The 21,259-nt window shown below is 40.9% G+C and carries 21 protein-coding genes, 1 tRNA gene and 1 other annotated feature; of the genes, 14 read left to right on the top strand and 8 right to left on the bottom strand.

Translation table 11 applies throughout. The features are described 5' to 3' along the window. The first annotated feature begins 7 nt into the window (after window positions 1–7). The 7 genes from A9Y75_RS03615 (at window position 8) to rplL (ending at window position 3,790) form a co-directional block, all read left to right on the top strand. A tRNA-Trp gene (locus tag A9Y75_RS03615) sits at window positions 8–80 on the top strand. 187 nt (window positions 81–267) lie between these two features. Continuing rightward, the gene (gene secE, locus A9Y75_RS03610; protein ID WP_071188194.1) at window positions 268–489 is read left to right on the top strand and encodes a preprotein translocase subunit SecE; all 222 of its coding nucleotides are present in this window, start codon (window positions 268–270) and stop codon (window positions 487–489) included. Then, window positions 489–1,139, top strand: a complete 651-nt coding sequence (gene nusG, locus A9Y75_RS03605; protein WP_071188193.1) for a transcription termination/antitermination protein NusG — start codon at window positions 489–491, stop codon at window positions 1,137–1,139. Before secE ends, nusG begins: the two co-directional genes overlap by 1 nt. 6 nt (window positions 1,140–1,145) lie before the next feature. Continuing rightward, entirely contained in the window at window positions 1,146–1,571 is a 426-nt protein-coding gene (gene rplK, locus A9Y75_RS03600; RefSeq protein WP_016950740.1) for a 50S ribosomal protein L11, read from the top strand. A gap of 111 nt (window positions 1,572–1,682) precedes the next feature. Then, window positions 1,683–2,399, top strand: a complete 717-nt coding sequence (gene rplA, locus A9Y75_RS03595; RefSeq protein ID WP_071188192.1) for a 50S ribosomal protein L1 — start codon at window positions 1,683–1,685, stop codon at window positions 2,397–2,399. Between the two features lie 50 nt (window positions 2,400–2,449). After that, window positions 2,450–2,617 (top strand) — a sequence feature (ribosomal protein L10 leader region). Between the two features lie 92 nt (window positions 2,618–2,709). Then, entirely contained in the window at window positions 2,710–3,297 is a 588-nt protein-coding gene (gene rplJ / locus A9Y75_RS03590; protein WP_071188191.1) for a 50S ribosomal protein L10, read from the top strand. A gap of 103 nt (window positions 3,298–3,400) precedes the next feature. Beyond that, window positions 3,401–3,790, top strand: a complete 390-nt coding sequence (rplL, locus tag A9Y75_RS03585; protein WP_071188190.1) for a 50S ribosomal protein L7/L12 — start codon at window positions 3,401–3,403, stop codon at window positions 3,788–3,790. A 228-nt stretch (window positions 3,791–4,018) separates the two neighbouring features. Here the strand turns inward: rplL and A9Y75_RS03580 are convergent, their stop codons facing one another. Then, the gene (locus A9Y75_RS03580) at window positions 4,019–5,881 is read right to left on the bottom strand and encodes a serine/threonine-protein kinase (protein WP_071188189.1); all 1,863 of its coding nucleotides are present in this window, start codon (window positions 5,879–5,881) and stop codon (window positions 4,019–4,021) included. A gap of 423 nt (window positions 5,882–6,304) precedes the next feature. Here A9Y75_RS03580 and A9Y75_RS03575 point away from each other — a divergent pair, with 423 nt between their 5' ends. After that, on the top strand, window positions 6,305–7,144 hold the full coding sequence (locus A9Y75_RS03575; RefSeq protein WP_083389481.1) for a hypothetical protein: 840 nt from the start codon (window positions 6,305–6,307) through the stop codon (window positions 7,142–7,144). Window positions 7,145–7,282: 138 nt separating this feature from the next. Here A9Y75_RS03575 and A9Y75_RS03570 read toward each other — a convergent pair whose 3' ends face one another. After that, a complete protein-coding gene (locus tag A9Y75_RS03570) occupies window positions 7,283–7,903 on the bottom strand; it encodes a 2OG-Fe(II) oxygenase (RefSeq protein WP_071188188.1) in 621 nt (206 codons plus the stop codon). 1 nt (window position 7,904) lies between these two features. Here A9Y75_RS03570 and A9Y75_RS28200 point away from each other — a divergent pair, with 1 nt between their 5' ends. After that, window positions 7,905–8,378 carry a hypothetical protein gene (locus tag A9Y75_RS28200; protein ID WP_071188187.1) on the top strand — a complete coding sequence of 158 codons (474 nt, stop codon included), beginning with the start codon at window positions 7,905–7,907 and terminating at the stop codon, window positions 8,376–8,378. 20 nt (window positions 8,379–8,398) lie between these two features. Here A9Y75_RS28200 and A9Y75_RS03560 read toward each other — a convergent pair whose 3' ends face one another. Beyond that, window positions 8,399–9,268 (bottom strand): fructosamine kinase family protein, encoded by an 870-nt coding sequence (locus tag A9Y75_RS03560; RefSeq protein WP_177176091.1) that lies wholly within the window; start codon window positions 9,266–9,268, stop codon window positions 8,399–8,401. A 128-nt stretch (window positions 9,269–9,396) separates the two neighbouring features. Further along, a complete protein-coding gene (locus A9Y75_RS03555; RefSeq protein ID WP_071188186.1) occupies window positions 9,397–10,674 on the bottom strand; it encodes a pitrilysin family protein in 1,278 nt (425 codons plus the stop codon). Between the two features lie 377 nt (window positions 10,675–11,051). Between A9Y75_RS03555 and A9Y75_RS03550 the strand changes: the two genes are divergently transcribed. Beyond that, window positions 11,052–11,915 (top strand): DUF4388 domain-containing protein, encoded by an 864-nt coding sequence (locus A9Y75_RS03550; RefSeq protein WP_071188185.1) that lies wholly within the window; start codon window positions 11,052–11,054, stop codon window positions 11,913–11,915. A gap of 292 nt (window positions 11,916–12,207) precedes the next feature. On the opposite strand, the gene A9Y75_RS28195 is transcribed toward A9Y75_RS03550, so the two are convergent. Then, the gene (locus tag A9Y75_RS28195; RefSeq protein ID WP_177176090.1) at window positions 12,208–12,363 is read right to left on the bottom strand and encodes a hypothetical protein; all 156 of its coding nucleotides are present in this window, start codon (window positions 12,361–12,363) and stop codon (window positions 12,208–12,210) included. A gap of 305 nt (window positions 12,364–12,668) precedes the next feature. Then, window positions 12,669–13,397, bottom strand: a complete 729-nt coding sequence (locus tag A9Y75_RS03545; protein ID WP_071188184.1) for a hypothetical protein — start codon at window positions 13,395–13,397, stop codon at window positions 12,669–12,671. A gap of 158 nt (window positions 13,398–13,555) precedes the next feature. Here A9Y75_RS03545 and crtD point away from each other — a divergent pair, with 158 nt between their 5' ends. Beyond that, window positions 13,556–15,070, top strand: coding sequence for a C-3',4' desaturase CrtD (gene crtD / locus A9Y75_RS03540; RefSeq protein ID WP_071188183.1), 1,515 nt, complete (start codon window positions 13,556–13,558; stop codon window positions 15,068–15,070). 195 nt (window positions 15,071–15,265) lie between these two features. Here crtD and A9Y75_RS03535 read toward each other — a convergent pair whose 3' ends face one another. Together A9Y75_RS03535 and hslO are read right to left on the bottom strand one after the other, a co-directional pair. Beyond that, window positions 15,266–17,347: a chromosome segregation ATPase gene (locus A9Y75_RS03535; protein WP_071188182.1), complete on the bottom strand. Its 2,082-nt coding sequence runs from the start codon at window positions 17,345–17,347 to the stop codon at window positions 15,266–15,268. 159 nt (window positions 17,348–17,506) lie between these two features. Further along, the gene (hslO, locus tag A9Y75_RS03530) at window positions 17,507–18,406 is read right to left on the bottom strand and encodes an Hsp33 family molecular chaperone HslO (protein WP_071188181.1); all 900 of its coding nucleotides are present in this window, start codon (window positions 18,404–18,406) and stop codon (window positions 17,507–17,509) included. A gap of 124 nt (window positions 18,407–18,530) precedes the next feature. Here hslO and A9Y75_RS03525 point away from each other — a divergent pair, with 124 nt between their 5' ends. The 3 genes from A9Y75_RS03525 to A9Y75_RS03515 all read left to right on the top strand — a co-directional run bounded on the left by A9Y75_RS03525 (window position 18,531) and on the right by A9Y75_RS03515 (window position 21,189). Continuing rightward, window positions 18,531–18,917, top strand: a complete 387-nt coding sequence (locus A9Y75_RS03525) for a hypothetical protein (protein ID WP_071188806.1) — start codon at window positions 18,531–18,533, stop codon at window positions 18,915–18,917. A gap of 514 nt (window positions 18,918–19,431) precedes the next feature. Beyond that, on the top strand, window positions 19,432–20,442 hold the full coding sequence (locus A9Y75_RS03520) for a ricin-type beta-trefoil lectin domain protein (protein WP_071188180.1): 1,011 nt from the start codon (window positions 19,432–19,434) through the stop codon (window positions 20,440–20,442). A 156-nt stretch (window positions 20,443–20,598) separates the two neighbouring features. Then, a complete protein-coding gene (locus tag A9Y75_RS03515; protein ID WP_143046350.1) occupies window positions 20,599–21,189 on the top strand; it encodes a hypothetical protein in 591 nt (196 codons plus the stop codon). Window positions 21,190–21,259: the final 70 nt, after the last annotated feature.

Raw genomic sequence — 21,259 nt, 5'->3', positions numbered from 1 at the left:
AGCTTGTGCGCTCTTAGTTCAGTTGGTAGAACGCAGGTCTCCAAAACCTGATGTCGGGGGTTCAAGTCCTCCAGGGCGCGCTTAAGAGCAAAAAAATATAGCCCGAAACGAAAACGCATCTGCTAAAATGGCAGTCAGCGTTGAATATTTCGGGTACAATTATTTTTGCTTGCAGCTTATTTGTTTTCATGAAATAGGGTCGAAGCAGTGAACCTTGACGAAAACTAGCAAGGTGTAGCTATGTAAGAAACGGGGGGGATAACGACCGTGGCCAAAAAAAGTGAAGCAGAAATGCCAGAAACCGGAAATGGGTTTAGCTTAAACAATTTCTTCCAAGGAACAAAAGAAGAACTTGAAAAAGTAGTTTGGCCCAGTCGGCAGCAGTTGGTGAGCGAATCAGCAGCTGTCTTGTTAATGGTGACACTCTCCGCATCTTTAATATATTTGGTCGATGGATTGTTTGCTTGGGCAGCAAAACAGGTATTCTGATGACTTCTGCAACAGACGAACCACTGGATACGTTGCAGTCAGAGGAAGCACTAGAAACAGCGATGAAGGAAGCACGCTGGTATGCAGTGCAAGTAGCCTCAGGCTGTGAGAAGCGCGTGAAGACAAACTTAGAGCAGCGCATCCAAACCTTTGATGTCGCTGACAAAATCATTCAGGTGGAAATTCCACACACGCCAGCGGTGAAAATCCGTAAAGATGGTAGCCGCCAGCATACAGAAGAAAAGGTTTTTCCTGGTTATGTGCTAGTGCGGTTAATCTTAGATCCGGCAACTAAGCAAATTCCCGATGATACTTGGCAGGTGGTACGAAATACCTCTCACGTCATTAATTTTGTGGGAGCAGAACAAAAACGTGGTACCGGCAAGGGTCGCGGACACGTAAAACCAGTACCCCTGAGCAATTCAGAAGTAGAACGTATATTCAAACAAACCAGTGAACAAGAGCCATTAGTCAAAATTGACATGGCTACAGGTGATAAGATCATTGTACTTTCTGGTCCATTTAAAGACTTTGAAGGTGAGGTGATTGAAGTTTCGCCAGAACGGAGTAAGCTAAAAGCTCTACTCTCGATTTTTGGGCGAGATACACCAGTAGAATTGGAATTTAATCAGGTAGAAAAACAGAGCTAAATCCAAATGGCGAAGAAAGTAGTAGCGGTCATTAAACTGGCCCTGAATGCTGGAAAAGCCAATCCAGCACCGCCAGTAGGCCCAGCATTGGGTCAACATGGCGTTAACATCATGATGTTCTGCAAAGAGTACAATGCCAAAACAGCAGACCAAGCTGGGATGGTAATACCTGTAGAAATTTCGGTTTTTGAAGACCGAAGTTTTACATTTGTACTCAAAACACCTCCAGCATCAGTATTGATTCGCAAGGCAGCGAAAATTGAGCGCGGGTCTAATGAACCTAACAAAAAGAAAGTTGGGAGCATTACCAGAGCGCAGTTGAGAGAAATTGCTCAAACCAAACTTCCTGACCTCAATGCCAACGATATCGACGCGGCAATGAATATTGTGGAAGGAACCGCCAAGAACATGGGCGTGACTGTAGCAGACTAATTTTGAATTTTTGGTATTGGCAGTTAAAAACTCAGCTTCAATCCAAAATCTAAAAATCTAAAATTTAATTGGGGGAGAAGCGCAACTTCGATATCACCCCAGGAGCAAAAAATGGGAAAGAAAATATCACGCCGATTAGAGGCGTTGCAAGACAAAGTAGAAGACAGGGACTATACACCTGTAGAGGCTTTAGCTCTATTAAAAGAGACAGCAACAGCTAAATTCGCCGAAGCCGCAGAAGCACATATCCGGCTAGGAATTGACCCAAAATATACAGACCAACAGTTGCGGACAACAGTAGCACTGCCTAAGGGTACTGGACAAATCGTCCGGGTAGCAGTGATTGCTAGAGGTGAAAAAGTCAACGAAGCTACAAATGCTGGTGCTGATATTGCTGGTTCAGAAGAATTAATTGACGAAATCCAAAAAGGCCGGATGGATTTTGACAAGCTGATTGCTACACCAGATGTGATGCCACAAGTAGCAAAGCTTGGTAAGTTGCTAGGTCCCCGTGGTTTGATGCCCTCACCTAAGGGTGGAACTGTGACATTTGACGTAGCAAGTGCGATCGCAGAATTCAAAGCTGGTAAATTAGAATTCCGTGCTGATCGAACTGGGATTGTCCATGTTATGTTTGGAAAGGCATCCTTTGCCCCTGAAGATTTGTTAGTCAACCTCAAAGCGTTGCAAGAGACAATTGACCGTAACCGTCCTTCAGGAGCCAAAGGTCGTTATTGGCGTACATTTTACGTCTCTGCCACTATGGGACCATCGATTAAGATCGATATCAGCGCCCTACGAGATTTAAAACTGAACGAACTAGCTTAATTGGATAATGGGTAATCGCGGAAATACCAATTACCTAATTACCAATTACCAAAATTAAATAGGCAAAGCCGGAGACAGCAGGTGCTAACAGCTTAATATCCTGCCTAGGTTGATGCTTTGATTGCCTGACGTTTTATCAACATATGTATGATAACTGCGGCATTAAAAGTACTACTGTGAAACCCCGGCTAAGATAGCTGGGGTTAATTGTTTTCGGTTGGTCAGTAAAAAACAGTAAACAGTGAACAGTAAATATTAATAACTGAGAACTGATAACTGATAAAATTTTGCCCTTGGAGGTGAAAAAAGTATGGGTCGAACTTTAGAAAATAAAAAAGAGATTGTCGCTGATCTCAAAGAGACTTTGAGTGAATCAACTTTGGCGCTGGTAATTGATTATCAGGGTTTAACAGTTGCTGAAATCACTGACTTAAGGCGGCGTTTACGTCCTAGTGGCACAGTTTGTAAGGTGACTAAAAACACCTTTATGGGCATTGCCATTCAAGATCAAGAAAAATGGCAGCCATTGTCGGAATTACTCAAAGGTTCTTCTGCTTTTTTGCTAGTCAAAGAAGATTTCTCATCTGCAATTAAGAGTTACCAAGAGTTCCAAAAAGTTACCAAGAAGACAGAACTTCGTGGTGGCGTTATGGACGGTCGCCTGCTGAAAGAAACTGATGTCAAGGCTTTAGGAGACTTGCCATCTAAGGAACAACTCATGGCGCAAATTGCTGGAGCTATCAACGCTTTGGCTACCAAAGTTGCTGTGGGTATCAACGAAGTTCCCAGTTCTTTGGCTCGTGCTTTGCAGGCAGTGGCTGAGAAAGAAGAAAGTGGTGCTACTGAGAGTGCTGCCGAAAGTACTACTGAGAGTGCTGCCGAAAGTGCTGCTGAGTAAAATACTTCATTAGGTTATAGATCATGGTCAAGAGTAATGACTAATGACCAATGAATGATAACTAATGACTAATAACTAATCAAACATTACAGGAGTTATATCAATGTCTGCTGCAACCGAACAAATTTTAGAACAATTGAAATCCTTGACTTTGCTGGAAGCTTCTGAATTAGTTAAGCAAATTGAAGAAGCTTTTGGAGTAAGTGCTGCTCCAGCCGCTGGTGGAATGATGATGATGGCTGCTCCTGGTGCTGCTGCTGCTGAAGTAGTAGAAGAAAAAACCGAGTTTGATGCAATTTTAGAGTCAGTTCCAGCTGATAAGAAGATTGCTGTCCTGAAGATTGTCCGTGAAATCACTGGTTTGGGTCTGAAAGAAGCTAAAGACTTGGTAGAAGCTGCTCCCAAGTCCGTTAAGGAAGCTGTAGCTAAGGAAGCTGCTGAAGATATCAAGAAGCGTATTGAAGAAGCTGGTGGTAAAGTCAGTATTAAGTAATTCGTAATTATAAATTACTTAATCTTTTTTGAGTGAGGAGTCTGATTCAGGCTCCTTTTTTTATTGATAAATGTCTGAATCAGGATGCTCAGGATTTAAGGATGTAGAGGATGAAAAAAACCAGTGAAGATAACTACATTTAATCCTGTAAATCCTAATTCAGAGGATAAAGATGAAAAAAACCAGTGAAGATAACTACATTAAATGCTGTAAATCTTGATTCAGAATTTAACATTGTTTTGCGTTCGCCGGATTCACAAAATCATGTAAATCTGCATCCCAAATACTAATGTAAATAAAATCACAGTTTTGCCGGACTATCTGACCTTTAACAGAACCTTGACTAAACTGAAAATTATCTAACTGACGCTGTTGTACCTGTTTTAGTCCTTGCTGAATTTCTCCTGTTGCTTGTCCACCTAACATTCCATTCAATGTTGACTGCATGAGTTGGGGGTTTACTGTTTCGGCAAAAGCTGCCTCAGTTTGCCGCAAAACTCCAGATTTACGGTCAAATAAGTAGCCTAAATCAATTTGGTTTGGTACTACCTTATAGGTGACTGCACGAGTATTACTCCACAAGCCTCTTAAATCTTTTTTCTTTCCCAGTTTTGCTTCTATGGTGCTTCTTGATGTACCTGTAGGAAATGCTGGCACAGTTTGACTGATATTAGTAGCATTTAATTGATTACTTAAATCTTGTTTTTTCTGATCTGGTTTTTTCCGGGAATCGGTAGATACATCTACTGTGGGGACTGCTTCCGGTTGAACCTGATTATCTTCTGTTTCTGGTAGTGGTGTTGAGATGACTGTCGGGGTAGGAGTAGCTTGACTAACAGGTTCTTCGACTGGTATTGGTGTCAATGCCTCTGAAGCAGTGTCCTCCGGCGTAGGATTAGAAATAATTTGCTGCTGCGTTGAGGGTTGAGGAGCAATTGGAGTTGGGGAAGGTTGCTCAAAAACAGGAGAATTTGTGGGTAAAACAGTAGGAGTTGGCGGTTCTGGTGAGACAGTGGGATTAGTAGCAATGGGGACAGCGGGTTCTTGCTGACGGTTAATGCTAGAAATCGCTGCATTCGTGATTAAACTTACCACCAACAAACTACCGACAATCAAAGCTGGTTTTTGCCAATTTTCAGAATTGTTAACTTTTCTGATAATGGGAATTTTGGCAGATGAAGATACTGGCTGAGTGGACTGGATATGAGCCGGGGGGGGACTGAGGCTGATTGTAGCCTTAGTAATAGGAGACTGTGAGGGGATAAAACTGAGAGATTGTAAGGCGTATAGCATTTTACTGGCAGTGCTATAGCGATCGCTCGGACGTGGTTCAATTGCTTGAGTGAGTATCTTCACCATTGCTGGGGATATGCCAGCAGCGTATTGTTGCCACAGTATTTGCCCCGTCTGCGGGTGAGTTTCTAATTCTTGAGGTTGTTTACCAGTGAGTAGATAAATCGCCGTCAAGGCTAAACTATAGATATCTGTAGCATAAACTGGACGACCGATGGCTTGCTCACTGGGCATATACCCAGGTGTCCCTATGACGAGGGATTGCAGAGGCTGTCCTGAAGGATTAATGACAGTACGGATAGTTTCCTTAACTGCACCGAAATCAATTAAAACTGGTTTGTTATCTTGAGGGCGAAGGATAATATTATCTGGCTTGATATCTCGATGAATAATGCCTTTGCTGTGGACATAATCTAAAACTGACAGCAAGCTTAAAAGAATTTCCCGAACAGTGGTTTCAGCTATATATCCTTTAGCTTCAATCATCTGGGTTAGGGTTTGACCTTGAATCCATTCTTGAACTAAATAAAACTGCCCATTTTCAGGAAAGTAAGCGTAGAGTTTAGGAATTTGGTCACTAGCTTCACCTAGATGTTCCAAGGTAGCAGCTTCTCGTTTAAACCTGTCTTGAATTATTTGATAGGTTTTTGCATCATTGCTAATCGGTTTGAGTTGCTTGATAACGCACCGACGAAGAGAAGGCATATGAGTATCTTCTGCTAGAAAGGTTTCACCAAACCCACCAGCACCGAGTACCTGAATAACTTGATAGCGATTGTTTAGCAGTGTTTGTGTCATGTTCGGTTACAAACGACAACCCTTCCCAATGTATACCAGGTACTTTGACGATGTAGCGATAGGATGTATCCGATACGAGACATTTGGAAAAATTGTCGCTTATTAACTGTACCGAGAAGAAAGATTTAGTCTCAACTTGCTGAGGATGGTTTGTATTAAAACCATCTGCTCACTGTATAATCACTGTTGTGATTTATTTTCCCCTGCTCAAACAGCAATATCAAGGCGGGATGAGAGTAGATAAGTAGCTTGGCACAATTAAATATAAAACCTCTCTCCAAACCTCTCCCCTACCAGGGGAGAGGCTTTGACTCCCCCTTCCCTGGTAGGGAAGGGGGTTGGGGGTTAGGTTTATATTATATTTTTTAACGCCCACTTACTTACTTTTTGTTTTTCCAAGTATCTAACCAAACCTAAATGAAAATGTACCCCATCAAACTTACACTAACCATCATCTCATCTGTTAGCTTAATCACCCTACTAGCAGGGAAAGTAAGTGCCATAACAGAATCACCTTTACAGATCGCTAATTACCCAGCTACAACCATTGCTCAAACTGAGACAAAAACGGATCTTGAGTTACTAGCTAAAACTATAAGGGACTTTTTGCAGAGCAGTAGCTATCTCACTGAATCTGAATACCTTTTCAATGCTAAGATGCAAGGTACTGATTTATCATTTAACATTAAAACTAAAACTATCACACAGTCTGGTAGAAAATTTCGCTCGGAAATTACTTTTACAGAACAGGGAGATAAAGAAAAGTCTACTAGGTTAGTAATTTCTGATGGGAAACAAGTTTGGATTTACCGACCTGATTTGAAACAATATGCTGTAACTTCCTATGCTGCTTTCGAGGAATCATTTTTAATAGGTCTATCATCGTTGACTTTTGTAGAAATTCCAGAAGATGTTAGACAATCCATTGCTCAATCTGAGAACAGCAAATTCATTGTAGAAGAATTTGGCTTGACTAACCTAAAGGAATTACAACAGGAACAACGTAGAGTTGATGGTGAGGAGTTATCTATCTATACTTATAAAGATTCAAGAGAGGGTTTTACCTTTAGTGGTTTCATTCAACCACAAACTGCAAACCTCAAGCAACTAGAAATGAGGGGTAAAATCGCAGGATTGGATATTGTGATAACAGAAAAAATATTGCAAAGAACAACCGCTCCAGCTATAGACGCTCAAACTTTCACTTTTACACCACCAGCAGGGGTAAAAAAAGTAAGATCTCTTTCTATCTCACCATTTTAAAGATGTAACAAGAAACAGGGAATAAGGAAGGATCATCAGAGCATTATTTGTTATTGATAAACAACCTTATTTCCTCAAATATTTCAGGTTATAACAGTCTTGATATTTGGCGATATGGCCTATTTATATCCGATATCTCTAATAGCCATACTTTCGTTTCTTATTTGTAGATTGAGCAGCCCTTGATTCTAAGGTAAATTCTGGGATTTCCTCAAGTTCATCTTCACTTAAATTATACTGTTCACAAACCAAACTTAAGCGATTTCCAGGAGTGGTCACTGCATTAACAGAGTGGGTTAAATCACCTTGAAAGTAAACCAGTGTATTGCTTTGAGGTTTAATTTGCCCAATTTGGCGTTTAGGTGATTTTAGCACCAATTCTCCTCCCTCCATGTTTTCTGGTACACGCACATAGAGAACACTGACAATGTTAGGTGGTTCAATGGTTTTGCAGTAAGAACGTAAGGAACGATCTATATGTGGATCAACACGAGAGCCTTCTTTTAGCAGTAAAGGATTTAGATAAAATGCATTACAGTTAGGCTGGATTGCTAAATCCAAATAAGGTTTAAAAAAAGGAAATTTTTGTTCAACTGTTTTTAATCCCTGACGCTGAAATACCACAGAAAAGCCTTTGGTATTGATAAAATCGCGGTTGAGGTTGTTGATAGCAAAATAAGGACTAGCTTGGATTTCTCCCCACAAATCATTAAGGTAATTATTAGGTAAAACGCTTGTTTGTAGTTGATAGTATTTCACGATGAATAGAAAAGGATATTTCAGTATTTACAGCAGGAGTCAGGAGTCAGGAGTCAGGAGTCAGGAGTCAGGAGTCAGGAGTCAGGAGTCAGGAGTCAGGAGTCAGGAGTCAGGAGTCAGGAGTCAGGAGTCAGGAGTCAGGAGTCAGGAGTCAGGAGTCAGGAGTCAGGAGTCAGGAGTCAGGAGTCAGGAGTCAGGAGTCAGGAGTCAGGAGTCAGGAGTCAGGAGTCAGGAGTCAGGAGTCAGGAGTCAGGAGTCAGGAGTCAGGAGTCAGGAGTCAGGAGTCAGGAGTCAGGAGTCAGGAGTCAGGAGTCAGGAGTCAGGAGTCAGGAGTCAGGAGTCAGGAGTCAGGAGTCAGGAGTCAGGAGTCAGGAGTCAGGAGTCAGGAGTCAGGAGTCAGGAGTCAGGAGTTCGTTACATATTACTCTTCGAGAAGCCGCTCCGCGTCTACGGTTTTTTCCATTCACCTACTTAGTGAGATCAATAAAATTGTGATTAACCACGCAAAATTCGCTCAATCATCCCATTTGCTTGAGAAGCATAACCACCACCAAACAAATTAAAATGATTTAAAACGTGATAAAGATTATAAATAGTTTTGCGGTTTTCATATCCTGAATTTAAGGGAAACACCTCTTTATAACCTTGATAAAAAGTCGGTGGAAACCCACCAAAAAGTTCTGTCATTGCTATATCAACTTCTCGATCACCAAAATAAGTCGCCGGATCAAAAATCACTGGTTCCCCATCAACAGTACAACCTGCATTTCCTCCCCATAAATCACCATGTACTAAAGATGGTTGGAGATGATGATCTGCTAACAATTCTGGGATAGCAGCTAATAACTTATCTTGCAGGGGGAAACTTCCACCACGTCGCGTTGCTAACTGAAATTGATAACTTAAGCGATATTTAGTATAAAATTCTGCCCAATTATCAGTCCAAGTATTAATTTGTGGTGTTGAACCAATAGTATTATTCATATCCCAGCCAAAACCCTTTTGACTGGTAACTTTGTGCATTGCTGCTAATTTACGTCCCATTTCTTGCCAAGATTTGCTATCACTATCTCGCATTTCTAGCCATTGCAACACAATATAACTAGAATTGTTCGCAGTTCCCCAACATAAAGGTTGAGGAACAAGGATAGTATTTGTGTGATGCATTTGCTGTAAACCCAGCATTTCGGCTTCAAACATCGTCGCTTGGGATGCTTGGTTAAGCTTAACAAAGTAAGTCAGCTTACCATCACTCACAGCATAACCTTGATTAATACACCCACCGCTTACGGATAAATGTTGCTGAGTTTGGAATTTTTGGCCAGTCACTTGGCTAATATGAGTATCAATTTCTTGCCAAATCATAGTTTGTTATATCGTGTTCATTTGAATACTTATAATATCTGTGAGGACAGGGAATAGGGAATAAGGAATAAAAAATGCTACCCAGATCCCCGACTTCTGAGAGAAGTCGGGGATCTATATCCTCATAACTAAGCTGGTTTGATAACAACTACACCATAAGCATTGGGGGAAAGATATTGTTGTGCTGCTTGCAGAAGATGATTTGCATCCTGGGCTTGAATATAATCTGGGTAGTTAAATGCTGGTTCTAAATCACCAATTAAAGATTGATAATAACCATATAAGCCGGCGCGATCGCTTGGAGTTTCATTTCCAAAAACATATCTATTCGCCACACGTCGCCGCACACGGGCAATTTCCGACTCTTTGACCATCTCTGTTTGTAGTATATGCAGATGTTGTGCGATCGCTTCCTCTACTACTGCTAAATTTTCTACATCACACTTTGCGGAAATAGTAAAGACACCTTGCAACAAATTACTCATATTACTCACAGAAATTGAAGATACCAATCCCCGTTCTTCTCGTAAATCCTGCACTAATCTTGATGTGCGTCCATGTCCTAAAATTCCCGCAACAACGTCTAGTGCATAAGTGTCATTTAACTCCATCAAACCAGGTACTCGCCAAATCATCACCAACCTGGCTTGCTGGAGGCTTTCATCAATAAATTCCCCACGGACAATTTCTGTAAAAGCTGGTTCAGGAATAATTGTTTCCCGTTCCCCCTTCACAGTTAAGATTTCCCTATTTTTACCCAATCCCTCAGCCACAATATTTACTAATTCTTCTACAGGTAAATTACCCACAGCTACCGCAGTAATTGATTGCGGTTGATACCAATGAGCATGAAAATCCCGCATTTGTTGCGGTTTAACTTGAGAAACCACCTCTTCTGGCCCCAGTACCGGACGACGGTAGGGTAAAGAATCAAAAGCAGTTTCCATTACCCGGCGAAAAGTACGACGACGGGGATTATCTTCTGAACGCCTAATTTCTTCCAGAACTACCAAACGTTCCCGTTCAAAGGCATCATCAGGAATACTTGCATTAAATACAACATCCATTTGTAGGGGAGCGAGTTCTGCAAAGTCTTGAGGAGCCGTATTTATATAGTAATGAGTGTAATCTTGGCTCGTAGCCGCATTAGTAACAGCACCTCGTTCTTCAATTCGTCGTTCAAACTCGCCACTAACTAATTGCTGTGTTCCTTTAAAAATCATATGCTCTAAAAAGTGCGCCATGCCGTTAATAGCGTCTGACTCTACAGCAGAGCCAATTTTTACCCATAAGCTGAGGTTAACTGCTTCCACCGGCATTTGTTCGGCGATGATGGTTAAACCATTAGGTAAATGGTGCAGTTTTGGCGCGTTCAGGCGAGGAAATTTCAGTAAAGTTGATGTCATTGGTTGTGGTGAGGTGAAGAGCTAGGTTACTTCTCATATCTTACAACCCCCTTGATGGTGTAAACCTTATGGAGACGTTTCATCAAATCTCTCTACATTTAAATCTTATGTGCAACTTCATAGAAACTTTGTATTAGCAATAATCATCAGAATTATCCTCAAAACCCTATTTATATCAATAGACTTCCTGCTTAAATTGTCAGCTTCAGCAGAGTAAAACATTTGTGATATTCTGATCTCTCTGCTTTATGCTCAAAATAAAATTCCTGATTTTTGTACTTTTGTAACAGTTTTAATCCAATCATACATTTTCCACAAGTTTTTCACATTCTGTCTTTATGTTGTTGAATGTGCTACGCAGCAAAAAAGGGTAAAATATGGCTATCTCAGGCTTCCTCTCTGAACTCTCCCTCTCAGAAATTTTTCAACTACTGGAGCAAGGCAATAAAACCGGACGGCTAACAATTAAATCACAATTACCTCATTCGTCTCAGCAAGGTAAAAACTTTTATGTTTGGTTTAAGCAGGGCAAGATTGTAGCAGCTGCTGATAGATTGGATGGTATAGGATTGTTATCCATCATCCAACAAAAAGGTTGGCTCAGTATGCGTTCTGCGACTAGAATTACAGATGTTTGTGCCACTAATCAACCAGCGGGTTTGTGTCTCAAATCTCAAGGAGTCTTGGAAGCAGAACAATTAAAAATATTATTTAATTATCAAGTTTTGACTCAAGTTTGTAGACTATTTGAGTTGGAAGATGGATGGTTTCAGTTTGATGCTGAAACGATTTTACCTATTTCAGAAATGACAGGTCTGGTGGGGATACCCAAAGAAGTGATACTCATGAGTCTCAGGGCTATGCGTAATTGGAAATGGAATATGTTAGAAGACAAATTACCAAATCCTATTAGTGCTTTAGTCAGCACAATCAATGACAAGCCGCAATTGCGATTAAATCAACTAGAATGGCAAATTTGGGAATTTACCAAAGGAACAGTCTCAATTAGAGAGATCGCAGAACAGTTGGGGATACCTGTAGTAAAAATTCAACAAGTCGCATTTCGACTCATCCTTGTTGGTCTGATAGAAGAAGTTCCCATTAATTTAGAAGTGCGAGAGCAAATATCTGAACGAGAATCCACTAGGCTTGAAGTAGAATTTGAGCCAAGCAAACCTGAAGCTCCTGTAACTAAGTCTTTTCTCAAAAACCTAGTTAGTTTTCTCAAGAAAAAGGTTTAGATTTTAAATCAAAAATACTTTTACTCTATCGATGACGTTGAATTCCAATTTTATTTTCGGGTTCGCATAGCCTGGTGTTAGCCAACGTTGCGGGTAGAATTCTTTTTTTTCACGCAGAGGCGCAGAGGCGCGGAGAATTATTTTTCCGCAGCAATCCTAGCGAACACTAAGAGGCTAAGATCCCCGACTTCTTAAAGAAGTCGGGGATCTTTTTGTTGATAATTTACTAACTATTAAACATAAACAAGAAAAAGGGGCTGATTTCACACAGTCCCCTTTTTCCAATTACCCATTACAACCCATCACTAGTTGGAGATGGCTGAGATTGCTCAATTCGTGGTGAAGGCTCAGACGATAACTCAGGTGAAGGCTCAGGCAGAATAAATTGTCGCCAAGTTCTAATTTGTTCTTGGGCATCTCTGTAAGCAGCACTACCCCGTGGAATCAACCGAGCGGTTTGAATACTTCTAGCAAACCTTATAACAAAGGAATCCGCTGTATAGATTTATCTATATCAACCTAATTTATTTCCACAAATTACAGCAGACTGCAGATCAATGAGGTACAGAATCAAAATTGAAACCTAGACACATTCGCCAGTTTTACTCCTGACTCCTGAACCGATAGCGCAGCGTGGCGTAAGCCATAGGTCTGCGAAGCGTCTCCTGAATTCTGCTGTATCTAAATAGCAGTTTTATGGTGGGTTATGTTATTGATAACCCACAACACAAAAACTACAGCATTAACTTTTTATCAACTTTTTGCCATTGGTGGAAAAACAGAAATGCTTCTTGGTACTTCAGGTGCTTCAGTTGATGGTAAGAATTTCTCCACCAACAATTGTTGGTAAGTATTTAAAGAATCTTGCCAATTCTGAACTAGTTGTTGCAAGTCCTGTATTTTTTCTGCTGGGGTGTTACCAGCAAGAGGATAATTGAAGTTACCAGAAAATAAAATAGCAGCAGCTTGTTTGTCAGGAAACTGAACATTTACTTGGCTGATACCCAAGTTGAGTGTTCCCCGTTTTAAAGGATAACTTAACTGCAAGGTAGCATTCACTTTTCCTTCTCCAAATTGCTGCCATGAGCCTGGTGCTAAAAGTTTACCGCTCAGGTACTGATATGCATCAGCTTCCGAGTCAAAGGTGGTAAATCCTCTAGGGTTAATCCCCACTGTTTGATACTCTACTTGGGATAGTTTGTCTATCAGGTTTTGAGTAATTTTAGGTACTAGTACTTCTTCCGGGTGTTTGGTTCCTATATTCTCCAACAACGTTACGCTGTTAGGCTGGGCAACGATTCCCAAGCCATTGGTAAAGAAAATCTGGACTACACCATTGGTATAAGCTGGTTGTTTTGCTAACTCCCAATCTGCGGGAATAACTCCTGTGTATTTCAAGAAATCAGGAGTCAAAACGGTGGGATTGAGATTTTTGGCGATAATAACGATCGCTAATTCTTGGATTTCAAAATTTTGGCTCATAAACCTATGTGCTTTTTGACATTACTAATACTGTATAACCAAACATAAGTATAAATAAATTATTTCCTAAAATTGATTCTCCCTATTTCTCCCTCCCCACTGCCGATTTAATTTAAAATTATGAGTAGTAATATTAATAATTGTAAAATTAAGTATCAATGCCTAGTCTTTCTCTTAACAAAAATCAATCCCGCGTTATTGTCGTTGGTGCGGGTATAGGTGGACTTACCACCGGCGCATTATTAGCCCATAGAGGTTATAGCGTCTTAATTCTCGATCAGGCTTTAGTTCCAGGTGGTTGCGCTTCCACATTCAAACGTCAAGGCTTTACTTTTGATGTCGGTGCAACTCAAGTTGCAGGTTTAGAACCTGGGGGAATTCATCACCGTATTTTCTCAGAATTAAATATAGATTTGCCAGAAGCAACGCCTTGTGACCCTGCTTGTGCGGTTTATCTCCCTGGGGAGTCTACACCTATTAATGTCTGGCGTGATTCTCAAAAATGGCAAGAAGAACGCCAAAAACAGTTTCCTGGTAGTGAACCTTTTTGGCAATTATTAGCAACTTTATTTAATGCTAGTTGGGAATTTCAAGGACGTGATCCTGTTTTACCACCCCGTAATTTATGGGATTTAGGACAATTAATAAAAGCAGTGCGTCCGAGTACTTTCATAACTGCACCTTTCACATTATTTACTGTGGGTGATGCTTTACGGTTATGTGGTTTAGGGAATGATTACCGACTGCGGACATTTTTGGATTTACAACTCAAGTTGTATTCTCAAGTTAGCGCCGAAGAGACGGCTTTGCTTTATGCTGCAACAGCTTTGAGTGTTTCCCAATTACCCCAAGGATTGTTTCACCTTCAGGGTAGTATGCAAGTTTTGAGCGATCGCTTACTATTTGCCTTAGAACGAGACGGTGGTAAGTTATTAATGCGCCACACCGTCGAAAAAATCAAGGTTGAAAATGGCAAAGCTAACGCTGTAGTTATTAAAAATCAGAAAACCGGCGAAGTTTGGACAGAATCGGCAGATCATGTAGTTGCTAATGTCACTGTCCAAAATTTGGTAGAGTTATTAGGAGAAAATGCCCCATCTGGATATAAACAAAGAGTAGCCAAACTACCACCAGCTTCTGGTGCATTTGTAGTTTATTTAGGTGTAGAGAAGAGTGCGATTCCTGCTGATTGTCCGCCTCATCTACAATTTTTATATGATGCTAATAAACCTATTGGTGAAAATAATTCCCTGTTTGTATCTGTGAGTCATGAAGGAGATGGCCGCGCACCAGCCGGAAAAGCCACAATTATTGCTTCTTCCTTTGTTGATTTTACTCCCTGGTGGCAGACTCAAGATTATGAAGGGTTAAAACAAAAATTTACCCAAGATGCAATATCTAAACTTTCACAATATTTTTATTTAAAGCCAGAAACCATCATTTATGTAGAAGCTGCCACACCTAAAACTTTTGCTCATTTTACCGGCAGAGAAAGCGGTATTGTTGGCGGTATTGGTCAAAGAATTCCTACTTTTGGCCCCTTTGGTTTTGCTAATCGTACACCTATTAATAATTTATGGTTAGTTGGTGATTCTACTCATCCAGGTGAAGGAACTGCGGGGGTGAGTTATTCGGCTTTGACAGTAGTTAGGCAAATTCAAGCTCAAGGGTAGAATTCTTTTTTTTCACGCAGAGGCGCAGAGGCGCGGAGAATTATTTTTCCGCAGCAATCCTAGCGAACACTAAGAGGCTAAGATCCCCGACTTCTTAAAGAAGTCGGGGATCTTTTTGTTGATAATTTACTAACTATTAAACATAAACAAGAAAAAGGGGCTGATTTCACACAGTCCCCTTTTTCCAATTACCCATTACAACCCATCACTAGTTGGAGATGGCTGAGATTGCTCAATTCGTGGTGAAGGCTCAGACGATAACTCAGGTGAAGGCTCAGGCAGAATAAATTGTCGCCAAGTTCTAATTTGTTCTTGGGCATCTCTGTAAGCAGCACTACCCCGTGGAATCAACCGAGCGGTTTGAATACTTCTAGCAACATCAACCTCGCTTTGAGAGCGTGCCATTTGCAACAATTGTTGACTCCATTGATCAATAGCCACGTTCGCATCCATACGTAAGACGTTACGGTTTGAAACTCGATCAGCTAACCGTATTGCCTCAGCTAAAGCTTCTGGTGTGCCAGTAATTGCCACTTCTCGCGCTTTTTGCCAGTTTTCTCTAGCACGGATTTGCTCTTGCCAAGTATCAATAGATATTTGGGCTTCACCTGCAAGCGCACGTCCTGATGAAGCAATTTTTTGTGCTTCCTTAACAGCAGTATTTAAATCACCACTGTCAGCGATGATGCGGGCTTGATCTAGATAAGGTTGATCTTGAATTCGCTGAATCGTGGCTGTCCAAGTCCGAATTTTTTTCCGTGCTTCTGGATATAAAGAACGACCAGATCGGATTTGACTTGCTTCTGCGATCGCAGCTTGTAAGGAGCTAACATCCTCTAATAAAGCTATTTGTTCAGCACGGTCTAAATAAGGTCGGTCTTCAATAGACTCCACTTGTCCACGCCAACGTCCCATTTCCTGCCTAGCTTCGTTAGCGCGGGGGTTGCTATCGGGAATCATCTGTACTTCAGAAATTGCCGCAGTTAACTCGTTAATTGTGCCTTGACTAGCTAAGTTTCGAGCTTTTTCTAAACGAGAAACATCTTCAATTTCTAATTGCCAACGAGCTATTAGTTGTTGGGCTTGATCATAATTTTCTCTAGAAGCATCAATTTGTTGCGCTTGGGAAATGGCTACCTCTAAACCAGAAACAGTACCTATCCAAGCACTTCTTTGTGCTTCACCCAAAACAATAAAATCATCGATTTCAGTTTGTAATGAAGCAATTGGCGGAATTTGTCTGACTATATCTAGGGCTGTATCAGCATCTCGCTTCTCCATTCTCGCTTTTGCCAAATTCAGAATCTTGCGTCCAAATTCAGGAATCAATTCCTGGGCTTTTTGATGCAAGTAACTATCTGGCTTAATCGACTCAGCCAATTTAATAGCTGCTAGTAAGTCATTGACTGAGCGCTTGGCTGCTAGATTTTCAGCTTTATAGAGCTTATCGCCATCTTCCCGCGCTGTCACAATGATGTTATTTAATTGGTCGTACTTGGTACTCGCCCAATATTTATTGTTAACACGCAACAGTTTAGAAGACAGCATAAAAGCTGATTGCCAATTCCTTTGGCGCAGTTCTTTTTCCGATTCTTGGTAGATTGCTTCTGCCTTTGACCAGATAGACTGCCATTTGGTAATTTGCTCTTCTACTAGTTTACGAGCTTGCAAGTCTTCGGGAATTTGACGAGCAGTAGCGATCGCTTCCTCTAAATTCCCCTCTTGGAAATTCTGATCAGCAAGTTGTAAAATATCTCGCGACCATTCTTCTAAAAAAGTATTAATTTGTCCCCTGAGGGGGTGATTCTGTGGCAGTTCCTTCACCAAAGCGATCGCTTGTAGCAAGTCATTTATAGTTTGCTTAGAAGCCGCTAACTGACCGCAATGTAAGCGTACTGACGCACTCGCCAAAGGCCAGAAAATTTTTGGGCAGTTTGGTGCTGATGGTAACTTCAGTAGCATCGCTATTGACAAAAACGCCACACTACCAGGAATTAACGTTAGCAACACTGACCAAAATACCCAGCCTCTCATCCAGGGAGGCATTTTCTCAGTCAGATTACTGAAGTTAAAAGTTTCGTCTGAATGGTTGATTTTAGGTAATCCTTCGGTATCGTTCTCTTTTCGCTGCTTCACTGACTTAGAGTTAGAACCAGTAGCTGGGACACCAGATGCTTGAGTTTCCCCGACTTGTGAATTTCGGGATAGTTTTCTTTTTTGCTCTGGCTTTTTTGCTCTGGCTGGAGACCAACTGTCTGGAATATCTCGCTCTGTCATCTCTCACACCAAAGTAATTGAATAGCGGTCTGCGTTAGACCGATAATTCCATTTTTGCCATAGTAGCTTTCTTTAGCGTCATTAAAAAGCTATTTTTTCGAGATCTATCCTCACAGATACCATTTACAATGAGTAAACACCGTATCATTTTATACTGATTTAATTAGAGGATTCAGTCTGCAAATCAACAATTAGTTGAGCTAGATGATCGCTACTGGCTTGGTAAACTTTGCCACAAAAATCACAAGTTGCTTCTGCACCATCATCTTTAATAATCATGTCTTGCAGTTCCGCTTCTCCCAATATCTTCAGCGCCCTTAGCACCCTATCAAAGGAGCAACCACAGTGAAAGCGTAGCATCTGACTTTCTGGAAATATGTTCAAACCCATATCTCCCAGTAAATCACCCAAAATTTCCGTTAACGTCTTTCCAGCTTGCAATAATGGCGTAAACCCTGATAATGCCGAAACCCTTGATTCTAGTTTTGCGACTAAAGCTTCATCTCTAGCAGCTTTGGGTAATACTTGTACTAGTATGCCTCCAGATGCTGTAACGCCACCTAATCCCACAAAAACACCTAAAACCAAAGCTGAGGGAGTTTGTTCTGAAGTTACCAGGTAATGAGCAACATCATCGCCAATTTCACCAGAAACAAGTTCTACTGTACTAGAGTAAGGATAACCATAGCCAATATCTCGAACAACATACAGGTAGCCACTACCAACAGCACCGCCAACATCTAGCTTACCTTTTGCATTAGGAGGTAATTCTATGGTTGGATTTCCCACATAGCCGCGTACCGTGCCATCTAAGCCTGCATCCACCAATATACCACCTAAAGGTCCATCGCCCTTCACTCGCACATTCACCCTAGATCCAACACGCTTCATACTAGAAGCCATCAACAAACCCGCTGACATAGTTCTCCCTAGGGCTGCTGTAGCCACATAAGAAAGTTTATGTCGCACTCGTGCTTCTTCTGTTAAGCGTGTGGTAATCACACCTACCGCACGAATTCCTCCATCGGCTGCTGTCGCCCGAATTAATTGATCCGCCATGAAAAACCTTACAATTCTTAACAAGATGACTTTATCTATTGTAAGTTTTCTGGGGACTAGACGGTGGGGAGATGAACACCTCTTCCCCAATTACCAATTACCAATTACCAATTACCAAATCATTATGCTCGGTACTTTTCAACAAAGCCAAATACGCATCGAAATTGCAGCTTCAGTCAATGCCATTCACGATAGTATACTGCAACCGGCACAACTACAAAAATGGCTCTTAGGACAAAGTTTTTCCCCCGGAATGCCCGCAGAACTGCAAACTGGATTTGATTTTACTACTTCTACTGGGTTAATTCAAATACATCATCATGTTGATGTGGCAAAACCCAATTGTCTGCGCTTGCTACTCAGTAACGGTATTGATGGTTTTCACGAGTGGTACTGGGGGGAAGGTTGGGTACAATCGCGCTTAGAAGGTGTGTCAATGTTACCTTTGAAGTTAGGTCAAACGCTGAGTTTGTTGAGCTTGCGGGAGTTTCTAAGGAATAAAGGAGGGTAGAAGAGTTTTTTAACGCAGAGGGGCGCGGAGGTAGCGCGGAGGTTCGCTGAGGTTTTTATCAGTATTTTAACGTAGGTCTTTGGATTTGTTTCGCTTTTACGTAATTATGCAGTAAATGGCTAAATATTGTTAAAAGCGATACTTGTTTTTATGCTAAATAATATTTTGACGAAATTCTGCTCAAAAGCCAACCTTTACTGGTTATTAACAGCTTTGTACTTGTGATAGTATGTGGTGCTTACTTGTCATTAATTTTACTTTTTTATCTAATTGATAGTAGCTGTTCAATTTCACCATAATTTCATAAATTTGCCATTTTGATGAAAATTAGATGATTTTGGGTTGGGAAAAACATCAGTGCAAACGCTGGTGTTTTTTTTTACAAACAAGTGATGCTAGATATAAGCGAATCAATTGTAACTACTCAATGAGATTCAACTAGACACCTGTAGAGTAATTAACCACAACAACAGAGCTAAAGAAAGTGAAATTCAGTCAATTTAAGAGATAAATCATGAACAAGCTTAACCTTTCTGTATTAGTTCTAGGCACTGCAATTGGTATAACGATTGGTAGTTCTGCCGCTTTAGCGGAAAACTTTATTGTTGATGGTAACAAGGCTCTCAATACCAACAACAATTTTCGCAGAGTTGATGGAAATCCTGTGATGTCAATTTGGGACTTCAGTTCTACTGATCGGGATCAACAATTTGATCGCATATCAGGTAATCGTGGCGGCACTCTCCTTCGACATAATTCTACTGGCAAATGTCTAAATTCACATTATCTGACAAATGGAGGTGTAGTTAATACTTGGCCTTGCGATCCTAGCGATCCTGACCAGAATTTTAACATTATCTCTTTGGGTAATGGCTTCTCTCAAATCCAGCGTACAGGCACAAATCTTTGTGTAGACAGCCCCACCCGTAACAATGGTGGTACAGTCCATGTATGGCAATGCGATCCCAACAATCCCAATCAACGATTTAAGAACGGATCAACGCCACCACCACCACCCCCTCAAGGTCAAGTTATCTTACCCTTTAACCGAGGAGAAACTTGGTATGTATGTCAAGGATATCGAGGTTCTGTATCTCATCAAAACTCTTTTGCCCTAGATTTATCAGTGGGTCAAGATTTTGGTAGCAATAATGCTTGTTGGGGGCAGCAAAATCGTTCTGCTAATCGTCAAGTTCTTGCTCCTGCGGCCGGAAAGATCTACTACATTAACTCAGACTTAGTTTGTCTATCAATAGATAGCAATCGGAGTATGCTAATTGGTCACATAAATCGCTCTGTTCAGAATGGAGCAACTGTTAATCGTGGTCAAGTTTTGGGTACTACATCTTCGCAAAGAGCAGCAAATGGTTATTTTTCTCACATCCACTTAGAGGGGCGCAGGAGTTCTAGATGTACCCCCGGTTCTTCAGTACCTCTGACCGCAGCTAACGGATTTCAGCTTGAGAATGTTGGGGATTTAGTAGGCAAACTCACTCATTTCAAAAGAGCGCTTACTCGTCCATAAGTGTTTTATTGGTTGATAGGTGGATGACTCTTACGTTGAAGTCTGGCGATGCCTACGGAGCGCTTCGCTATCGCATTTTTTCTATGGATAGAGATAGCTTCGCTCGCCGTAGGCATCGCCACTTCTTTTTATAGATTGAAATCACTAGAAACAATTATGCAAACACTTATCAATAATAAAAATAGATCAAAAAATAAAATATTAGTTACTGTATTGACAAGTCTTTTTTACTTACCAATGAATGTAGATAAAGCATTATCAGGTGGAGGAGATGCAACTCAATCTACAACAGAACAAGCTTCTGTTACCTCTTCTGCTACCCAAAGTGCTGGATCACTCACTGTCACTCCTACCACACTACTACAAACAGGCTCAAATAATTATGCAAACGTCAACTCTAATACAGGATCGCTAAACTATCCAAACTGTGGCGGTACTTGTAGTTTTGCCATTATGCGTACTACTCCCACTAATAATCTTAATGGTACAGGAGGCAATCAAATTGAAGGAGTTATTGGTGTAATTCATTCCTTTAGCTCACCCGATCAAACAAATGCTGAAACTAATCGTCAATTAGTAGATATTCAAAAACAAAGAAGTGAAAGTGAAATTACGAGTAATTACATTAAGATAATTGCCGATGCTTGTCAAGCCAAAGACCTAATAAGAGCAGAACTAAATGCTAAAGGACTAGCTCGGATTTGGAATGTCGATTACAAAACCTTACTTCATCCTAGCTGCGGCTAGTATCGTTATGTTGATAATACCTTCGCAAATTTACGAGGCTGAGTTGATGTATGAACTCCGTTTTCTCTGA

The sequence above is a fragment of the Trichormus sp. NMC-1 genome (genome assembly GCF_001858025.1).
In the GTDB taxonomy this organism is placed as follows: Bacteria; Cyanobacteriota; Cyanobacteriia; order Cyanobacteriales; family Nostocaceae; genus Anabaena.
Note: the sequence above shows the minus strand (reverse complement) of the source record. Positions and strands in the feature narration are given on the sequence as shown.

Bases quoted from the DNA above. Each gene is read 5' to 3' on its own strand.
- nusG (WP_071188193.1), top strand. From the start codon at position 489: ATGACTTCTGCAACAGACGAACCACTGGATACGTTGCAGTCAGAGGAA.
- rplK (WP_016950740.1), top strand. From the start codon at position 1,146: ATGGCGAAGAAAGTAGTAGCGGTCATTAAACTGGCCCTGAATGCTGGA.
- rplA (WP_071188192.1), top strand. From the start codon at position 1,683: ATGGGAAAGAAAATATCACGCCGATTAGAGGCGTTGCAAGACAAAGTA.
- rplJ (WP_071188191.1), top strand. From the start codon at position 2,710: ATGGGTCGAACTTTAGAAAATAAAAAAGAGATTGTCGCTGATCTCAAA.
- rplL (WP_071188190.1), top strand. From the start codon at position 3,401: ATGTCTGCTGCAACCGAACAAATTTTAGAACAATTGAAATCCTTGACT.
- A9Y75_RS03580 (WP_071188189.1), bottom strand. From the start codon at position 5,881: ATGACACAAACACTGCTAAACAATCGCTATCAAGTTATTCAGGTACTC.
- A9Y75_RS03575 (WP_083389481.1), top strand. From the start codon at position 6,305: ATGTACCCCATCAAACTTACACTAACCATCATCTCATCTGTTAGCTTA.
- A9Y75_RS28200 (WP_071188187.1), top strand. From the start codon at position 7,905: ATGAATAGAAAAGGATATTTCAGTATTTACAGCAGGAGTCAGGAGTCA.
- A9Y75_RS03560 (WP_177176091.1), bottom strand. From the start codon at position 9,268: ATGATTTGGCAAGAAATTGATACTCATATTAGCCAAGTGACTGGCCAA.
- A9Y75_RS03555 (WP_071188186.1), bottom strand. From the start codon at position 10,674: ATGACATCAACTTTACTGAAATTTCCTCGCCTGAACGCGCCAAAACTG.
- A9Y75_RS03550 (WP_071188185.1), top strand. From the start codon at position 11,052: ATGGCTATCTCAGGCTTCCTCTCTGAACTCTCCCTCTCAGAAATTTTT.
- A9Y75_RS03545 (WP_071188184.1), bottom strand. From the start codon at position 13,397: ATGAGCCAAAATTTTGAAATCCAAGAATTAGCGATCGTTATTATCGCC.
- crtD (WP_071188183.1), top strand. From the start codon at position 13,556: ATGCCTAGTCTTTCTCTTAACAAAAATCAATCCCGCGTTATTGTCGTT.
- A9Y75_RS03535 (WP_071188182.1), bottom strand. From the start codon at position 17,347: ATGACAGAGCGAGATATTCCAGACAGTTGGTCTCCAGCCAGAGCAAAA.
- hslO (WP_071188181.1), bottom strand. From the start codon at position 18,406: ATGGCGGATCAATTAATTCGGGCGACAGCAGCCGATGGAGGAATTCGT.
- A9Y75_RS03525 (WP_071188806.1), top strand. From the start codon at position 18,531: ATGCTCGGTACTTTTCAACAAAGCCAAATACGCATCGAAATTGCAGCT.
- A9Y75_RS03520 (WP_071188180.1), top strand. From the start codon at position 19,432: ATGAACAAGCTTAACCTTTCTGTATTAGTTCTAGGCACTGCAATTGGT.
- A9Y75_RS03515 (WP_143046350.1), top strand. From the start codon at position 20,599: ATGCAAACACTTATCAATAATAAAAATAGATCAAAAAATAAAATATTA.